At 61.0% G+C, this 16,819-nt stretch carries 20 protein-coding genes; 18 read left to right on the top strand and 2 right to left on the bottom strand.

Going from position 1 to position 16,819, the window contains the following annotated elements; genetic code table 11:
- The first annotated feature begins 4 nt into the window (after positions 1–4).
- Genes ACPW74_RS17480 through ACPW74_RS17465 form a run of 4 tightly spaced genes read left to right on the top strand, consistent with a single transcriptional unit; the run spans position 5 to position 3,653 of the window.
- Positions 5–403, top strand: coding sequence for a rod-binding protein (locus ACPW74_RS17480; RefSeq protein ID WP_041211812.1), 399 nt, complete (start codon positions 5–7; stop codon positions 401–403).
- Positions 403–1,722: a lateral flagellar hook-associated protein LfgK gene (gene lfgK / locus ACPW74_RS17475; protein WP_041211811.1), complete on the top strand. Its 1,320-nt coding sequence runs from the start codon at positions 403–405 to the stop codon at positions 1,720–1,722. Before ACPW74_RS17480 ends, lfgK begins: the two co-directional genes overlap by 1 nt.
- 10 nt (positions 1,723–1,732) lie before the next feature.
- Entirely contained in the window at positions 1,733–2,632 is a 900-nt protein-coding gene (lfgL, locus tag ACPW74_RS17470; RefSeq protein ID WP_041214013.1) for a lateral flagellar hook-associated protein LfgL, read from the top strand.
- A 19-nt stretch (positions 2,633–2,651) separates the two neighbouring features.
- Entirely contained in the window at positions 2,652–3,653 is a 1,002-nt protein-coding gene (locus ACPW74_RS17465) for a hypothetical protein (RefSeq protein WP_425858413.1), read from the top strand.
- A gap of 60 nt (positions 3,654–3,713) precedes the next feature.
- Here ACPW74_RS17465 and fliB read toward each other — a convergent pair whose 3' ends face one another.
- Positions 3,714–4,877, bottom strand: a complete 1,164-nt coding sequence (gene fliB, locus ACPW74_RS17460; RefSeq protein ID WP_266139731.1) for a flagellin lysine-N-methylase — start codon at positions 4,875–4,877, stop codon at positions 3,714–3,716.
- 210 nt (positions 4,878–5,087) lie between these two features.
- Between fliB and lafA (ACPW74_RS17455) the strand changes: the two genes are divergently transcribed.
- The 11 genes from lafA (ACPW74_RS17455) to ACPW74_RS17405 all read left to right on the top strand — a co-directional run bounded on the left by lafA (ACPW74_RS17455) (position 5,088) and on the right by ACPW74_RS17405 (position 13,835).
- On the top strand, positions 5,088–5,948 hold the full coding sequence (gene lafA, locus ACPW74_RS17455; RefSeq protein ID WP_042015082.1) for a lateral flagellin LafA: 861 nt from the start codon (positions 5,088–5,090) through the stop codon (positions 5,946–5,948).
- Positions 5,949–6,126: 178 nt separating this feature from the next.
- Entirely contained in the window at positions 6,127–6,993 is an 867-nt protein-coding gene (gene lafA, locus ACPW74_RS17450; protein ID WP_201888096.1) for a lateral flagellin LafA, read from the top strand.
- A 113-nt stretch (positions 6,994–7,106) separates the two neighbouring features.
- Positions 7,107–8,390 (top strand): lateral flagellar capping protein LafB, encoded by a 1,284-nt coding sequence (gene lafB / locus ACPW74_RS17445; RefSeq protein ID WP_279981997.1) that lies wholly within the window; start codon positions 7,107–7,109, stop codon positions 8,388–8,390.
- 39 nt (positions 8,391–8,429) lie between these two features.
- Complete coding sequence (lafC, locus tag ACPW74_RS17440) at positions 8,430–8,822, top strand: lateral flagellar export chaperone LafC (protein WP_041211804.1); 393 nt, start codon at positions 8,430–8,432, stop codon at positions 8,820–8,822.
- 120 nt (positions 8,823–8,942) lie between these two features.
- The gene (locus ACPW74_RS17435; RefSeq protein ID WP_041214009.1) at positions 8,943–9,281 is read left to right on the top strand and encodes a hypothetical protein; all 339 of its coding nucleotides are present in this window, start codon (positions 8,943–8,945) and stop codon (positions 9,279–9,281) included.
- Entirely contained in the window at positions 9,272–10,321 is a 1,050-nt protein-coding gene (locus ACPW74_RS17430) for a flagellar hook-length control protein FliK (protein WP_425858412.1), read from the top strand. The genes ACPW74_RS17435 and ACPW74_RS17430 overlap by 10 nt, the downstream gene beginning before the upstream one ends.
- Before the next feature lie 39 nt (positions 10,322–10,360).
- Positions 10,361–10,819 (top strand): lateral flagellar basal body-associated protein LafF, encoded by a 459-nt coding sequence (lafF, locus tag ACPW74_RS17425; protein ID WP_041211801.1) that lies wholly within the window; start codon positions 10,361–10,363, stop codon positions 10,817–10,819.
- Positions 10,820–10,824: 5 nt separating this feature from the next.
- Positions 10,825–11,535 carry a lateral flagellar system RNA polymerase sigma factor LafS gene (gene lafS, locus ACPW74_RS17420; RefSeq protein ID WP_045522170.1) on the top strand — a complete coding sequence of 237 codons (711 nt, stop codon included), beginning with the start codon at positions 10,825–10,827 and terminating at the stop codon, positions 11,533–11,535.
- A gap of 50 nt (positions 11,536–11,585) precedes the next feature.
- Positions 11,586–12,443, top strand: a complete 858-nt coding sequence (gene lafT / locus ACPW74_RS17415; RefSeq protein ID WP_041211799.1) for a lateral flagellar motor stator protein LafT — start codon at positions 11,586–11,588, stop codon at positions 12,441–12,443.
- Positions 12,443–13,390: a lateral flagellar motor protein LafU gene (gene lafU / locus ACPW74_RS17410; RefSeq protein ID WP_041211798.1), complete on the top strand. Its 948-nt coding sequence runs from the start codon at positions 12,443–12,445 to the stop codon at positions 13,388–13,390. Before lafT ends, lafU begins: the two co-directional genes overlap by 1 nt.
- Positions 13,377–13,835 carry a PilZ domain-containing protein gene (locus ACPW74_RS17405; protein WP_042015087.1) on the top strand — a complete coding sequence of 153 codons (459 nt, stop codon included), beginning with the start codon at positions 13,377–13,379 and terminating at the stop codon, positions 13,833–13,835. The genes lafU and ACPW74_RS17405 overlap by 14 nt, the downstream gene beginning before the upstream one ends.
- A gap of 152 nt (positions 13,836–13,987) precedes the next feature.
- Here the strand turns inward: ACPW74_RS17405 and ACPW74_RS17400 are convergent, their stop codons facing one another.
- Positions 13,988–14,818, bottom strand: coding sequence for a lytic transglycosylase domain-containing protein (locus ACPW74_RS17400; RefSeq protein WP_425858411.1), 831 nt, complete (start codon positions 14,816–14,818; stop codon positions 13,988–13,990).
- Positions 14,819–14,884: 66 nt separating this feature from the next.
- Between ACPW74_RS17400 and ACPW74_RS17395 the strand changes: the two genes are divergently transcribed.
- The 3 genes from ACPW74_RS17395 to rsmH all read left to right on the top strand — a co-directional run bounded on the left by ACPW74_RS17395 (position 14,885) and on the right by rsmH (position 16,817).
- On the top strand, positions 14,885–15,181 hold the full coding sequence (locus ACPW74_RS17395; protein ID WP_214005215.1) for a hypothetical protein: 297 nt from the start codon (positions 14,885–14,887) through the stop codon (positions 15,179–15,181).
- A 238-nt stretch (positions 15,182–15,419) separates the two neighbouring features.
- Complete coding sequence (mraZ, locus tag ACPW74_RS17390; RefSeq protein WP_039040489.1) at positions 15,420–15,878, top strand: division/cell wall cluster transcriptional repressor MraZ; 459 nt, start codon at positions 15,420–15,422, stop codon at positions 15,876–15,878.
- Complete coding sequence (gene rsmH / locus ACPW74_RS17385; RefSeq protein ID WP_042015088.1) at positions 15,879–16,817, top strand: 16S rRNA (cytosine(1402)-N(4))-methyltransferase RsmH; 939 nt, start codon at positions 15,879–15,881, stop codon at positions 16,815–16,817.
- Positions 16,818–16,819: the final 2 nt, after the last annotated feature.

Raw genomic sequence — 16,819 nt, 5'->3', positions numbered from 1 at the left:
CTCTATGACCAGAATTACCTCGGAGCCTGGTTTCTATCAGGATCTCAATGAACTGCAGCAGATAAAGAGCAACCCGGATCAGCGCGCGGCCCTGGAGGCGGCGGCCGGTCAGTTCGAAGTGAGCTTCCTGCAGACGGTGCTCAAGCACATGCGTTCGGCGTCCGACGCCATGCAGGATGAAGAGGACAGGCTTATCAAGGGGGAGTCCCTCTACCGCGACATGTACGACAGCCAGCTCGCGATGAGCCTGGTCAAGCGCGGCGGCATGGGGCTCAAGGAGCAGATGGTCAATCAACTGGCCCCCACATTAAAGAATGCCGAGCCGGTGGTCGCTTCAGACTCCCAGACCCTGGCTGCCTTCAGTCAGCCTCTGAATTCGGCAAAAATGAGGAAAGTTGACTGATGTCGCTGCTCAGTATCGGTTTTAGCGGACTCAATGCATCGCAGATCGCATTGAACATCTCTGCCCAGAATATCGCCAACGTCAATACCATCGGGTACAGCCGCCAGGAGGCCATGATGGGCAGCCTGTCGGGCTTTGGCCGGATGGACAACGGCATGGGGGTCGAGGTGACCGGGGTTCGCAGGATCACCGATGACTATCTGGTCTCCCAGCATTGGCGCAGCCGCTCCGCGACCGGCTCCTCCTATGCGTTTCACCAGTACATCAATACGACGGAGCAGTTGCTCGGCAGCGAGTCGATGAACATCACCAAGGGGCTGGACAGTTTCTTTGCGTCCCTGAGCGCCGCCCTCGACAGCCCGGAAACACCGGCGCAGCGCAGCCAGATCGTCAGCTCGGCCGGTGCCCTGGCCAACCGCTTCGGCCAGTTGAACGAGAGCCTGCTGACCCAGGAGAAGCAGATCGACGATCAGCTGGGCAGCACCATCACCCAGGTGAACAGCTATCTCAAGCAGGTGGCGGAGCTCAACACCCAGATCGGCGAGCAGGCTTCCAAAGGGGTCAACACCTCGGCGCTGGAAGACAGCCGCGAGCAGATAGTGCGCGAGCTGTCGACCTTCATGGAGGTGCGGGTCAATCGTCAGAGCGACGGCTCCTTCTCCCTGAGCCTGCCCCAGGGCCAGCCCCTGGTGCTGGCCGGCAGCAGCAGCACCCTCTCTCTGGCCGGCGACACCCTGAGCCTGAGCTTCGGGCCGCAATCCTTCGAGGTCCCCAGGCTTCAGGGCGGCACCCTGGCGGGCGTGCTGGAATATCGCACCACAGTGCTGCGTCCCCTGCGCGACGAGCTGAACCAGATCGCGAAGAAGCTGGCGGATGACTTCAACGCCAAGCAGGCGGGTGGCGTCGATCTGAACGGCGATCCCGGCAAACCCCTGTTCAGCTACGACCCCCTCAATCCCTCCGGCACCCTCAAGGTGGCCGATGGCTTTACCGGGGATCACCTCGCCTTCGCCAAGGCGGGGGGCGGCAACGGCGACAACCGCAACCTGCAGGAGCTGCTGACCATCAAGGATGATCAGTACGATGCCTACAGCGCCCTGCTTGGCAAGATGGCGGTGCAGAGCGGTCAGGCCAAGGCGACCATGGAGGCCGATGCCAACATGGAGAAACAGCTCGCCACCAAGCTCAGCAGCGTGAGCGGCGTCAACCTCGATGAGGAAGGGGTCAAGGTGATGGCCTACACCAAGGCGTATCAGGCCAATGCCAAGGTGATCAGCACCTCGGATCAACTCTTCAACTCCATTCTCAACATGTTCTGACGGAGTCCGCATGCGCATCAGCACCAACCAGATCCAGCTCAGCATGCTCGACAACCTGCAGCGGGGCTTTGGCGACTACGCCCGGCTGGATCGCCAGATCTCCTCCAACAAGCGGATCCTGCAGCCTTCGGACGATCCCGTGGGCAGCGTGCAACTGCTCGGTCTGAAGAAAGAGCAGGTGGCCATGGCCCAGTACCAGAAGAACATCGCCAATGCCAAGAGCCAGCTATCCCAGGGGGAGCTGCAGTTCGAGACCATGACCAACATGCTGAGCCGGTTGCGGGAGCTGACCCAGACGGCGGCCAACGGTTCCCTCTCCGAGGACGATCGCCGGGCGGTGTCCAGCGAGGCGGCCATCATCAAGGAGGGACTGCTGGATCTCGCCAATGCCCGCAACGAGAACGGTTCAAGCCTGTTCAGCGGCAGCCAGGTGGACAAGACCCCCATCGTCCAGGGTCCGGGTGGCGGCTATCTCTATCAGGGGGATGCCCTGGTGCGGGAGGTGGAGATTGCCCGGGGGGTGACGGTGTCCCTCAACCAGACCGCAGACAGCCTGTTTATCCAGAACGGGGATTTCTTCAAGCAGCTGGACGACATGGTAGCGGCCTTCGATGCCGGCGCACCGGATGCGGCGGATCAGGCCAGAGCCATGCTGGATCGCAGCAAGACCCTGCAGGATGACATCAGCCAGATGGTGAGCACCATAGGGGCACGCATCAACCTGCTGGACCAGGTGGACGAGGGTCATGCCGAGAAGAGCACCTATAGCAAGGAAGTGAGCAATCAGATAGAGTCCCTCGACTACGCCGGGGCCGTGACCCAACAAGCGCATGTGCTGATGGCTCTGCAGGTGCAACAGCAGGCCTTTGCCAAGGTGAATGGCCTGAGCCTGTTCAACTACATGCCCTAAATCTGTCTAAGGAGCCAGGATGCAGATTCAACAAACCCGTCCGGGGAGCGTGGCCGAGACACCGGCCCAACCCAGGTTGCAAGGTCGTTCGACTGCCCAGGCTACTTCTCCCCAGACTCCTCGCAATGAACGCCAGCCCAATGTCATCCGGCTCGATCGCTGGGCCCTGATCGGCACAGCGCAGCAGCGCATCGCCCATGCCCAGGGGGGCGAGCAGGCCCTGAGCCAGGTATGGGGCGAGCTGAAACGCCTGGAGCAGCAGCTCGGCCAGCAGAAGGCGGCGAGCGGGGATCTGGTCTCCCGTCTCAAGGTACTGGAAGAGAAGCTGACCCAGCCGCAGGCGCCACTGACGAGCGAGCTCAGGCCACGCCTGCTGGCCTCGGCCACGGACAGTCGGGTGCACTACAGCGCGGAGCGGCTCGATCTGCTGAGCCCAAGGGCGAGTGCCGAACGTCTCGTCTTCTCCTTCCCTCAGACCAGCAGCGCCGTCGAGGTGCTGCTGCCCGCCGATGCCAGTGAAGCGGAGGCGGCCGCCCGTCTGGATCGCGCGCTGCGCAAGGAGCATATCCAGGCGCGCCTGAACGAGCTGGGCAAGCTGGAGCTGAGCGTGCCGGATCAGCACAGGCGCAAGCTGGATGAACCCGTGCTGCTGAGCGGTGAGGGCATCCGCATTCCCGCCGGCAACCCGGTACCCGTGCAGTTCAAGCCAAAGGCGGGGCAGTTGACCCAGCTCGGCGAGGGGCTCGACAAAGGGGAGATCAAACAGGAGCAGCAACGGTTGAAGCGACTGCTCGGGGAGATAGAGCAGTCGGTGCGCGAGCTCAAGCAGTTTCGCCAGCGGATGGTGAAGCAGCTCGATCGGGTGAAGTCACGCAGCCAGCACCTGCAGCAGGAGGAGCTGGTCCAGTTGCAGGGCAAGCTCAGCCTCCAGCTCAAGGAAGGGGGCTTCATGGGGACCATGTCCGGCCTGCTCGCCCAGGCCAACGTCTCGCGCCAGAACGTGGTGGCGCTGCTCACCTAGGGTGCCAGGTCCCGTTCACGACAAAAAACCGCCATGCAGCTCGCTGGCGGTTTTCTGTTTTCAGGGCTTGAGCAGGGCGTACAGGGAGATGTCCGACGCGAAGCCGGAGTCGTTGAGCCCCTGTTCTATGGTCTTGATAAAACTCGCATTGTGCTGGCGTATAGTGTGGTAGCTGTAGAAGAGGTTGACCACGTCCTGCTCGTCCAGCTCCTTGTCCATGGCCAGCAGGCAGAGGTAGTTGCGCAGCAGGAAGTAGTCGACCACCAGCAGTTGATAGGCCTGGCACTTGTCGCCCTGCTGCAACGGGAAGTTGTGGTGATAGACGTAGTAGAGCAGGTAGTTGTCCAGGATCTGGGGATGGCTGGCCAGGAAGGGGGCGACCCTGTCGTGCCAGACTTGCTGCAGGCGTGCAAGCTTGTCCTCGTCGTAGGTTCCCTCCAGTACCTCGTTGATCTTGTCGAGGCAGACCTGCATGGTCTGCCGCCCCCGTCTCCCCTGGGAATAGGCCAGCAACTGGTGGGTCATGGTTCTGAGGCCCCACCACTGCAGTCTGGGCAGGGCGGGCAACTGCTCGAACATGGTGTTGAGCTCCCCGCGTTCGGCCAGTACCGCCACCTGATCGAGGAAGGCCTCGTGGGAGAGTTGCGCAGGATCCCGATGGATCAGCATGCCGACCAGCCATAGCCGAATTGCCACGGGGATATCCGTGGCGGCCAGCACGTGAATGCTCAGGCTGTGCAACGTCGCCATGGCGTTGGAGGGGGGCGGAGCGAAGGGCAGGGGCTGGGTGAGCTCGGTGACCTCGGTCTGCATCGCCAGGGGGTCAAGCAACAACTGGCGGCACACCTGGGGGCAGGAGAGCATCAGGGACCTCTTGAGCTGGTTGCCGATGCGGGTCTGGGCTCTGGGGTAGGTCTTGCAGGTGTGACTCAGGGCATCCGGACCCGCCTTGCTGTGGATCTGGCACAGGCGGTTTTCATCGAGGAAGGGGCAGGCGCCCTGTTCGTCGAGCTTTATCTCCCCCCAGCGCTCGTTGCTCTGCTTCACCTTGATGATGTGCAGCTTGCTCAGGGACTTGACCGTGGGGTCGGGGTGGCGTTCATAGCTGCGGAAGGTCTGCTTGTCGATGCTGATGGTCCAGCTGTGGCAGCAGTTGTCCTCGCAGCGATCGCCGATGCACTGGAAATGTTGAACGAAATGCGGTGTGTAGAGCGAAGCAGCCATGTCGCCATCCGGTAGTGAGAGAGGACGTTTTAAAAGCAATAAGCATGCCGGATGGGGGAGGCGGCGAGCACCCGGGATACCGGAATGCCCGGGAGGGGGCCAGAAGAAAAATATGCGGAGGGAAGATTACATTTCTGCGCGAAAGGGGTCGTCTCTATCTGATGTCAACCTAACGGGCTGCTGTGCAGCGTTTAACTCGAGGAATACATCATGGGCTTGTCCATCCATACCAACTTCGCCTCCCTGACCACCCAGAACCAGCTGAACAACACCAACAAGATGTTGGGCACTGCCATGCAGCGCCTGGGCACCGGCCTTCGCATCAACTCCGCCGCCGACGACGCAGCCGGTCTGCAGATGGCTACCCGCCTGCAAGCCCAGTCCAACGGCCAGAAGGTCGGTATGCGCAACGCCCAGGATGCCATCTCCATGATGCAGACCGCAGAAGGCGCCATGGATGAGATGACCAACATCGTTCAGCGCATGAAGGACCTGGCGACCCAGGGTGCCAACGGCACTACCAGCGCCGATGACTATACCGCCCTGAACGCCGAGTTCGGCGAACTGACCAAGGAGCTGGGTAATATTGTTAACAACACCAGCTTTGGTGGCCAGAAGTTGTTGAAAGGCGGGTCGTTCGAGGCTGCCGCTGGTGTGACTTTCCAGATTGGTGGCTCTAGTACTGAAACATTGAAGGTTGATGTAGCTACCGCGATGAAGGACCTTACTGGCACTACCGCAACTAGTGGTATTGCAGGCGCAGAGATTGTCGCGGGTATTGGTGATCAAGCCAAAGCCAGTGACGCGATTACCGCCACAAGTGACCTGCTTGATCAAATTGGTGCTGTCCGTTCTTCCTTCGGTGCCAACATCAACCGTCTGGAGCACACCGTCAACAACCTCTCCAACATGAAAGAGAACACCGACATGGCGAACGGTCGCATCATGGATGCCGACTTCGCCCAGGAGAGCACCAACATGACCAAGAACCAGATGCTGATGCAGGCTGGCATGTCCGTGCTGTCCAACTCCAACCAGATGACCGGCATGGTGACTTCCCTGCTGCGTTGATGCTGGTGGCACCCATCCCCTGGTGGGTGCCTTTTTCCCGTTTCCCCTCCCAGCTCCTCCCGCGCCCTCTTTTTTCATCATATTTTTCACCCGCAGCTCAAGTCTTGCCTCGCACCTGTCGCTTCTCTTGTTCGTAGGGTTATCCGCTGCGGTAGCAGCCTTCTTCGAGGAATAGATCATGGGTTTGTCCATTCATACCAACTTCGCTTCTCTGACCACTCAGAACCAGCTGAACAACACCAACAAGATGCTGGGCACCGCCATGCAGCGCCTGGGTACCGGTCTTCGCATCAACTCCGCCGCCGATGATGCCGCCGGTCTGCAGATGGCCACCCGCCTGCAAGCCCAGTCCAACGGCCAGAAGGTCGGCATGCGCAACGCCCAGGACGCCGTCTCCATGATGCAGACCGCCGAAGGTGCCATGGACGAGATGACCAACATCGTTCAGCGCATGAAAGACCTGGCCACCCAGGGCGCCAACGGCACTGCGAGCGCGGAAGACCGTCTGGCCATGGGCACCGAAATGAAGGAACTGACTGCCGAGCTGAAGAACATCAGCGATAACACCCGTTTCGGTGGTGAGGCTCTGATCGGCGCTGGTGGCAAGTTCGAAGCCGGTACTGTGACTTTCCAGATCGGTGGTACTGCCGCCGAGAAGCTGGACGTCAAGGCCGACACCAACGTCAAGGCCGTCAACACCGCTATCACCACGGCGACCTCCGACTTGGCCACGGCCGATGTGGCGGCCTCCGCCCTGGCCTCTACTGACTTCAATGCGCAGATCACCAAGATGGAAGATGCCCTGGATGCCATCGGTACCGCCCGTTCCCAGTTTGGTGCCAACATCAACCGTCTGGAGCATACCGTCAACAACCTCTCCAACATGAAAGAGAACACTGACATGGCGAATGGCCGCATCATGGATGCCGACTTCGCCCAGGAGAGCACCAACATGACCAAGAACCAGATGCTGATGCAGGCTGGCATGTCCGTGCTGTCCAACTCCAACCAGATGACCGGCATGGTGACTTCCCTGCTGCGTTGATGGTTTGCCGGGCCGCCCCGAGAGGGGCGGTTCTTGTTTGACAACCGCTTGCCGGTTGGAAAGGGCCGAGCCGGTCTTTTCCAACAGGCATGCCACCGAATAAGGGGATAAAGATGCAAATAGATCCGGCCAGCACGGCGATGCAACTGGTAGCCGTCGAGCGCCAGAACATGGACAAGTTGCTGAAGAAGCAGCTGGACAGCGTCAAGGCGCAGCAGAGCGCCATCAGCAGCCTCACCACCAAGCTGTCGAGTTTCCAGACCCTGCTCAAGGATCTGAACAAGGCGAGCAGCCTGCAGGCTCAGAAGGCCACCCTGTCTCAGGAAGGGCTCATGACGGTGACGAGCAATGGCAAGGCCAGCTCGGGTCAGTACAGCTTCTTCGTGGAGCAGCTTGCCCAGTCCCATCAGGTCGGCTTGCAGCTTGACAGTGACACGGCACCGCTGCCGGCAGACGGCGTCTTCTCCCTGACCGTCAAGGGCAAGACCCTGGACATCGACCTGGCCTCCCTCCCGGCTGGCGCCACCGTCAAGGATCTGGTCTCCCAGATCAACAATGCCAAGGACAACCCGGGGGTGAAGGCGACCCTGGTACGTACCGACGGCAAGGTCAGCATGGTACTGACCAGCAAGGAGAGCGGCGTGGAGAACGCCATCACCCTGGGGTACAGCGGGGATGGCGCCAATGCCCTCGGGGTGGCGATGGCCGGCAAGACGGACATCACCCAGGCGCAGGACGCCAAGCTGCGCATGGGGGGGGACAACCCTCTCACCATCACCTCCGCCAGCAACAAGATCGAGAACGTGGTGGACGGTCTGACCTTCCAGCTGACCAAGGCGCAGAAGGTCGATGATGCGCCCCTGCTGGTGACGGTGGATCAGGACAAGGAGGCGGTTACCGGCTCCCTCAAGAAGTTTGTCGACAGTTACAACGAGCTGGTGGACGAGCTGGCCAAGATGACCTCCAGCGATCCCAAGGCGCCGGGAGCACTCTCCTCCGACAGCGGGGTACGCAGCCTCAAGAGCGTGATTGCCCGCAGCGTGCGGGAGCTGCCCGATGATCTGACTCTGGGGAGCCTAGGGATCAAGACCGACAAGGCGGGCAAGCTCTCCTTCAACGAGACTGACTTCAACAAGGCGCTGGAGAAGGATCCCGAGCTGCTCGGCAAGGCACTCATGGGCGACGACGGTCTGCTCAAGCGGATGAGTAATGCCCTGGACCCCTATACCAAGCGGGACGGTGCACTCAAGGGGCGCAAGACAGGTCTTGAAGCGAACGAGAAGCGGGTGAACGAGCGGATGGAGGCGCTGGATCGGCGCATGGATTCCGCGTATAAGCGCTACCTCAATCAGTTCACCACCATGAACCAGATGTTGCAGACCATGGGCGCCCTGTGAGACGGCTAGCCCGTAACACTTTGAATAAGCGAGTTTTTCATGTTTGAACCCCAAGAAGGCTATGACGCCTACCAGTTCGCCGCCACCCAGGCCAAGGCAGCGAGCGCCGATCCGCACCAGCTGGTGCTGATGTTGATGGATGGCCTGCTCGACGAAATAGCCAGGGCCGAGGGCCACATTCTGGCCAGGCAGTACGAGCGCAAGGGGCAGTCCATCAACAAGTGTCTGCAGATCCTGGGAGGGCTCGACAGTGCCCTCGACATGGACAAGGGCGGGGAGCTGGCCAGCAACCTGCACCGTCTGTACGACTACTGCGGCCAGCGGCTGTTCGAGATCAGTGTGGCCAACGATGTCGCGGGCTTTGCAGAGGTGCGTCGCATTCTGCTGGAGCTGAAAGAGGGTTGGGAAGCGATGGCCCGCCATCCCCGTTGATGCGGAAATCCACCTTCCTCATGGGGCAAAGGTCGGAATTAACGTATTGAAATATAATGTTTATATATTTGGCCTGCTCCTTGCTTGCCCGCAAGGTCGTCCTATTTTGAGGCCATCATTATGTCCATGACAGGAGCCGTGCCCCCCGGTGCGGAACGCGAGACACGTCAGCGCCAGCTTCTGGGGCTCGGGCGTCTTATCTTGCAGCAGGCCCGCGCCGGACAGTGGGATGCGGTGCGGCTGGCGGATCAGCGTCTGGCCCAGCTGGTGGCGCATCTGAACAGCCAGCCTGCATTGTGGCAATCCCTGATGCCGGCCCGGGATCAGGTGCGTCACTGGCATCGGGAAGCCTTCGCGCTCTGTGAGCAGGAAACGGCGCTGCGCAAGCAGGAGTGGGACAGCCTCTCCCGCAAGCGGGAAGGATTGCAGGCCTACGACGAGGCGCAGACATGGGCATGATCCCTCTCCCCGTGGCAGAGACACTGCCCACTTCCCCATCCGGTGGTTTTACCCGCCTCTCCCGCCAGCCTGACGGGCAGGGGGAAGAGTACCAGCCTATGGATCTTCCGCAGGAGGCGATGCTTCCTCCGTCCACCGCCCCTTCCGCCCCCGTCGACGAGACGGAGCAGGAGGAGAGCGTCGAAGTGGCTGCGGATGTCGCCGAGCAACTCGCCGCCTTCAACCAGATGCCACCACCTTTTGTCCGCCAGGAGGAGGGACGCCTTCCTCCTGCCCGTTTGTCATCGAATGGCGGCCTTGCCCCCGTCGGGGAGGTGCAACCCGCCTCCTCGCCTGTGCTGCGCGCCCTCAGCGGGTTCGAGCGAATGGAAGGGGAGCGGATGCCGGTGCCGCCGGTTTCCGTTGGCAAAGAGAGCCTCCCTCAACCCGCCGGAGAGCTGGCCATGCGAATGCTCCAGCCGACCACCCAGGGCGAGCTGCCTGCGACCCGGAGTGCGGCAGTGGTGGTGCCTCTTCCCGGGGAGCCCGCCCCGGAGCGGGAGGTCAGCGTCACCGAATTCAAGGCAATGGCGGGGTTGTCGCCCGCGCTCTCTGCCGCCAGGCCTGCGGAATACCAGTGGGCACCGGCGCGTCTTGCCGCAAGCGAGGCCCAGTGGGGCCAGCAGCTGGTCGATGTGCTCAAAGACAGGGTCGAGCTGCAGGTGAACCACAGCATCAAGCAGGCCCATATCCGCCTCGATCCCCCCGAGCTGGGTCGCCTCGAACTGACCGTGAGGATGGAAGGGGATCGGCTCAACGTGCAGCTCAACGTGACCAACCCGGCGGTGCGTGAAGCCCTGATCCAGTCGATGGAGCGGCTTCGCATGAGTTTGGCTCCCCATCATGCCGGTGGCGTCGAGGTGAACGTGGGCCAGGGGGGAGAGCAGGAGCGGGGGGATCGCTGGCAGCAGGAAAAGATCCTGGCAGGTCGACGACAGTGGCAGGAAGAACAGGACGCATCGGGTAGTGCTGGCCAGGATTGGCTCAACACCCTGGTGTGACATTTCAAGATCTGGCAATAGCGAGAGTGATTTCAAATTATGCGGCGTGTCATGAAGTGGTTGATGGTGATAATGATGGCGCTGTGCCTGCTGGCGGCGCTGGCCTATGGCGCCTATCTCAAGCGGGATACGGTTGCCGTCTGGCTGGGTCTGGCAGAAGCCAAGCCCGAGCTGAGCAAGACGCCGCTGTTCAAACCGATGGAGCGTTTCGTCATCAGCCTGGAGGGGGACAGAGAGCCCCACTATCTGGTGCTTGAGCTGGCGCTGGTCACCCACAATCCCCAGCAACTGGAGACGCTCAACGAGCTGACCCCCCTGATCCGCAATGCCATGGTGCAATATTTCAGCCATCGCTCCCATGAAGCGGTGAAGCAGGAGCTGCAGAACATCTCGGCCCTTCAGACCTCTCTGCTCGGCAAACTGGTGGGAACCCTGGAGGGGTATGGCTACAAGCCCTATCTGGATGAAGTGCTGGTCACCAAGGTCCTGGTGCAGTAGCGAACATGATGGACGCTGGTTGGGATACTCCTTGCGAACTGACCGCCTCCGCTCCCCGCACCGGTGAGCAGGTGATCCTGAGCCGTTATCTGCCTCTGGTGAAGCGGGCAGCCACTCACTTGCGCAGTCAGGTGAGCGCCAGCTTCGATCAGGAGGACATGGAGCAGGTCGGCATGATGGGGCTGCTGGAAGCCTGGCGTCGCTATGGGGGTGAACCGGATGCCCAGTTCGAGAGCTATGCCTTCAAGCGGGTGCGGGGAGCCATGCTGGATGAGCTGCGGCGCCTCGACTGGCGCCCCCGTCAGCTGCGCCAGCAGGTGCACGGTCACAACCAGGTACAGCGGGAGCTGTTCAACCGTCTAGGGCGCAACCCGACCGAGCAGGAGCTGGCGCAGGCACTTTCCTGCACCGTCGAGGAGGTGCGCCAGCTCGCCTATGCGAGCCAGGCCGAGGCGTTGCAGAGTCTGGAGGAGTGGCTGGAGAACGGAGGCAGGGCGCCCGCATCCGAGTCTGACGATCAGGATCTGGCCATGACCCTTGGCAAGGTGCTCGGCACCCTGGACAAGCGTGAACAGCTGCTGCTTTCCCTCTATTACCAGCAGGAATTGAACATGAAGGAGATTGCACTGGTGCTCGGGTTGACCGAGTCGCGGGTGTGCCAGCTCCACAAGCAGTGCGTCCTTCAGCTCAAGCAGCGATTGGTCGACTCCATATAGTTATGCCTCTCCCCGCGGGGGGAGTCTTGTTGATTTCTGCGGGAGCATCCATGCAAAAACAGATTGGTCTTGGTGTCATTTTCGTGTGTGTGATCGGCGGCTTCATGATGGCCGGGGGGCGCCCCATCGCCCTGTGGCAGCCTGCCGAACTCATCATCATCATAGGGGCGGCGGTCGGCTCCATGTTCCTTGGCAATTCCAAGGAGGTGATGCATGAAATGTGGCGCCAGATGAAGCTTTGCTTCAAGTCCAACAAGGACGAGAAGGAGATCTATCGCGAACTGCTGACCCTGATGCACCAACTGCTGGAAGAGACCCGCAACAAGGGGATGAAGGCGCTGGACGAGCACGTGGAGAATCCGCAGCAGAGTTCCGTCTTCCTCATGTATCCCCAGGTATCGGAAGATCCGCAACTGCTGGGCTTCATCATCGACAACCTGCGTCTGCTGGGCATGGGCAAGATCACGCCCCATGAGCTCGACACCATACTGGAGCAGGAGATCATGGCCATCGAGGAGGACATGCTCAAGCCCGCCCACGCGCTGCACAAGACAGGGGAGGCCTGCCCCGGCTTCGGGATCCTGGCGGCGGTGATGGGGATCATCATCACCATGCAGCAGCTCGACGGCCCCCTCAGCAACATAGGCGTGCACGTGGCGGCCGCCCTGGTGGGCACCTTCATCGGCATCTTCCTCTGTTATTGCCTGCTGGAGCCCATCAGCAATGCCATGGAAGAGATGGTTAAGCGTCGTATCGGCATGCTGATGTGCATCAAGTCGATCCTGATCGCCCAGCTGCGGGGCAAGACGCCGCTGCTCTCCGTCGATTCCGGCCGCAAGATGCTGGAACCTGACGTGAAACCCAGCTTCCTCGAACTGGAAGACTGGGTGACCAACAGGGCCATGTGATGCGCAACCACGAGCAGATCGTCATCAAGCGCCAGCAGCGGCGCAGCAGCGCTCCCAAGGGGGGCGGTGCATGGAAGGTGGCCTTCGCCGACTTCACCCTGGCCATGATGGCCTTCTTCATGGTGCTCTGGATCCTGGCCGTCTCCAGCCAGGAGGAGCGGGATGTGGTGGCCAGCCGTCTGCGCGACTACAGCATCATGGACAGCGAGGCAAACCCGTTCGACATCAGCAACAGCCCCTATCCGGTGGATCTTGGCGGCAACCCCTCGGTACTGGAGGAGTTGAGTCCCCAGTTCGTGGAGGAGGGGCAGCGCATGCCCAGACACATGGAGCGGGATCGCAGCATCTTTACCGATGGCGCCAAAGGAGGCTATGAGAGCCTGCTGGTGGGCAAGATTGAGGGAGAGAAGCAGATGGCGCAGTTGGCCGGTTTCATCGGATCCATGGCGGATCAGATGCAGGCCAGAAACAACCTGGAGCTGCAACTGGTGCCCCAGGGTCTGCGGATCCTGATCCGCGACGATGACGAGCGCGAGATGTACAGCCGGGGCAGTGCGCGGATCAGCCCCTATTTCCGCCACCTGCTGATGGCACTGGCCCCTGTCTTCCAGCGAGTGGAGAACCGGGTCATGATCTCCGGTCACACCGACAGCACCCCCTTTGCCGGTGACAACTACAGCAACTGGGAGCTCTCCTCCGATCGCGCCATGATGGCGAGGCGTGTCCTGCTTGCCGGTGGCATGCCCCCCGAGCGGGTGGGTCAGGTGGTCGCCATGTCGGATACCATGCTGGACAACACCGCCGATCCCAAAGGCAGCGAGAACCGCCGCATCGAGCTGCTGGTGATGACAACCCAGGCGGAAAAGAGCCTGGAGCAGCTGTTCAGTGCCCAAACCCAAGCCGCCACCCGGACAGCCAAGGACGCCGTTGCCCATGGAAACCCCTGACGCCGATCTCCCCCCCGTGACACCGTTCAAGGATCCCAGACGCAAGCTGCCGCGCTGGTATCTCCATGACGGGACCACGCCCCTGGAATCCCAGAGTTGCGGCATCGCGGCCCGGCTCATGGTGTCCGGCCTGCTGTTCGACAAGCGGATCGGACGGGCGGTCATCAAGGATATCGGACCGGGTGGGGTCGGTTTCCTCGCCCCCGCCCGTTTTACCTTGCCCGATAACGTCAGCCTGTCGTTGTCACCGCGGATCGTGCTGGCCTGTCATATCACCCATCGCAGAGCCATAGGCCAGTACCTCAGCTTCTACGGCGCGCGATGGGTCGATCCTGACTCGGTGGATCTCGCGCCTGTTCTGAGCCACTGGCGCCACTGTTTCATGGCGCCAGCAGAGGGCGAGCCTGCTCCAATCCCAGTGGATCCGGCAACCGCTCAAGAGTGAGGCCTCCCCGCCCCATGTCCAGTCCCCGTGCAGGCAGCAACAGCAGGGGATCGTGCAGGCTTTCCAGGGACACGGCCCGCACCAGCTGTGGGCGTGTCTCTTGATGACGCGGGGCAGGAGGGGCCTTGCCTCCGCCATAAATGATGGGGCAGTCACTCACCTCCCGGGGATCGGGCAATCGCCAGGCTGGATTCCACCGGCTTGCCTCGTTCATGGCAACCCCCCCGTTCCATGGCCCACTCCAGCAATGAGCAGCCCCCCGGCTGCCGCCATACCCGGATATTTTCTCCCGCCTGCCAGGGCGGTAGGACAAACCCGTGCTGCGCCGCTCTGTCCAGCAATTGGGAGAGCGCGAGGAAGCGCGCCACATAGAGGCGAGTTTCGTTAGGCAATTGCAACTCCCACACATTGCGTGTCCCGCCGTTGAGCACCGCCTTCAGTACTCTTCCCTCTCCCGCGTTGTAGGCCGCCAGTGCCAGCAACCAGTCCTGCCCGAAGAATTGATGCAGCCACCCGAGGTAGGAGAGCGCCGCCTCCGTCGCCAATGGCAGGGAATAGCGGCCATCGAAGCCGTTCGTCATGGGGACGGAGAAGCGGGCTGCGGTATCCGGCATCAACTGCCAGGGCCCGGCGGCGCCCGCCGAGGAGATCACGTCAAGCCGGTAGCTGCTCTCGATCAGGGGCAGCAGTGCCAGCATGGGTGGGAGTTTTCGCGTCTGAACCTGCTCCGTGACCCAGCGGATCATGGGCTGGGACTCGGCGAGCCTCGTTTGCAGGTGGCTGCGCTGGCGCAGCAGAAAGCGGGTCTGCTCGTTGACCAGCTCGGCACCCGGGCCGACAACGGGGGTAGGAAAACCCGCCTGCCAGTGATAATGATCATAGGAGTAACAAACGGCACTGCTCAGTAGAGAGAGCCCGGGGAGAAGGCGCAGGGATATTTTGGCAACAGCGGACAGAGCCTGGCGGGAAAATGATAAAAACACGATGTATCTCAACAGTTTTTGACAATATCTGTCGACTGTTCATGTGGTATCCAGGACGTGATAAGCATGATAACACGAGTAAAAAAGACCCCAAAGGCGGGCAGGGCGATTCAGAAATTTCTGCTTTATCTGATCCTCGTTAATTTTGGTTTGATGTGGCTCTATATCATGTATGCCGACGAGCTGACATTGGGCGCCAATCTACTGCTGACTTTTCTTCTCATCGTCTATAACCTGCTGCTCTGCCAGATGGTGGTGCTGCGAGCCCGTCGGGTAGGGGATGGCTATATCATCTATCCCGTGGTGGGCGTCAGCATTATCCTGTGCGCCGTCGTGCTGTTCCGTTTCATCATTTCCCCGTGAAATCGATTAATTACGAGGCGTACTTCGCCGGGATGATTTAATTCTCCCATGAATAACTTGTGGAAAATCAATTCATTTAATCGGTAGTCCCATCACGCTGCGTCAATATGTTCCCCATGCCCGAGATCCTTGCTTGAAAAGCCCCCTGCTCGTCCTTAAACTTCATGGTGGAGAAAAGTGGATCAAAGTGGTTTTATTGGGCATCTAGCCCCCATAACTCACCTTCGGGGACTGCAATTTGTTGCGTGGCGCTCACGCCATCAGCCTGGACAGCAAGGGGCGGTTGGCGATTCCGACCAAATTTCGTGATTGGCTGCGCGACGAATGCGACGGTCAGCTGGTCTGCACCATCGACATCGCCCATCCCTGTCTGCTGCTTTATCCCCTGAATGAATGGGAAGAGGTGGAGCGCAAGCTGAAGACCCTTTCCAGCACCAACCCGGCGGAACGCCGCCTGCAGCGTCTGCTGCTCGGCCACGCGGCCGAATGCGAACTGGATGGCAATGGCCGTTTGCTGCTCAGCCAGCCGCTGCGCAGCCATGCCGGGCTGGACAAGAAAGTCATGCTGGTGGGCCAGCTCAACAAATTCGAGCTGTGGGATGAAGCCCGCTGGCAACAACAGATCAACGACGACATCCTGGGCCTGCCCGAGGACGACTGGGCAAGTTCACCACGACTACAGGATTTTTCTTTATAAATGACCCAAGCCGCTGAACACATCACAGTGCTGTTGCACGAAGCCGTCGAAGGGCTGGCCATCAAGCCGGACGGTATCTACGTCGACGGTACCTTTGGCCGGGGGGGTCACTCTCGTCTCATTCTCCAGCATCTGGGCCCGAACGGCCGTCTGATCGCCATCGACCGGGATCCCCAGGCCATTGCCGAGGCGGCCAAGATCCAGGATCCCCGTTTCGAGATCGTGCACGGTCCCTTCTCCGGCATCACCCGCTATCTGACCGAGCGCGGCCTGCTGGGCAAGGTCGATGGCTTCCTGCTGGATCTCGGTGTCTCCTCCCCCCAGCTTGACGATGCCGAACGTGGCTTCAGCTTCATGAAGGACGGACCGCTCGACATGAGGATGGATCCCACCTCCGGTCAGAGCGCCGCCGAGTGGCTGGCCCGTGCCGATGTGGACGACATCGCCTGGGTGCTGAAAACCTTCGGTGAGGAGCGCTTCGCCAAGAAGATTGCTCGCGCCATCGTGCATGATCGGGTGACAGAGCCCTATGTGCGCACCCGCCAGCTGGCGGAGATGATTGCCCGGGTCAACCCGAGCAAGGAGAAGGGCAAGCACGCGGCGACCCGCAGCTTCCAGGCCATCCGCATCTATATCAACAGCGAGCTGGACGAAATTGAAACCGCCCTCAACGGCGCGCTGGACGTGCTGGCTCCTCACGGTCGTCTCTCCGTCATCAGCTTCCACTCTCTGGAAGATCGGCTGGTGAAGCATTTTATTCGCAAGCATGAGAAAGGTCCGGAAGTACCCCACGGCATCCCCCTGACCGAAGCCCAGCTTGCCGGTGGTCGCAAGCTGAAGTCGATCGGCAAGGCGCTCAAGCCTTCCGACCACGAGGTCAATGAAAACACCCGGTCCCGCAGCTCGGTGCTGCGGGTCGCAGAGCGTCTTGCGGAGTAAAC

The organism is Aeromonas sp. INTO2 (assembly GCF_049860605.1).
In the GTDB taxonomy this organism is placed as follows: Bacteria; Pseudomonadota; Gammaproteobacteria; order Enterobacterales; family Aeromonadaceae; genus Aeromonas; species Aeromonas caviae.
The sequence above is the reverse complement of the archived record's forward strand: the minus strand, read 5'-3'. Positions and strand labels throughout refer to the sequence as shown.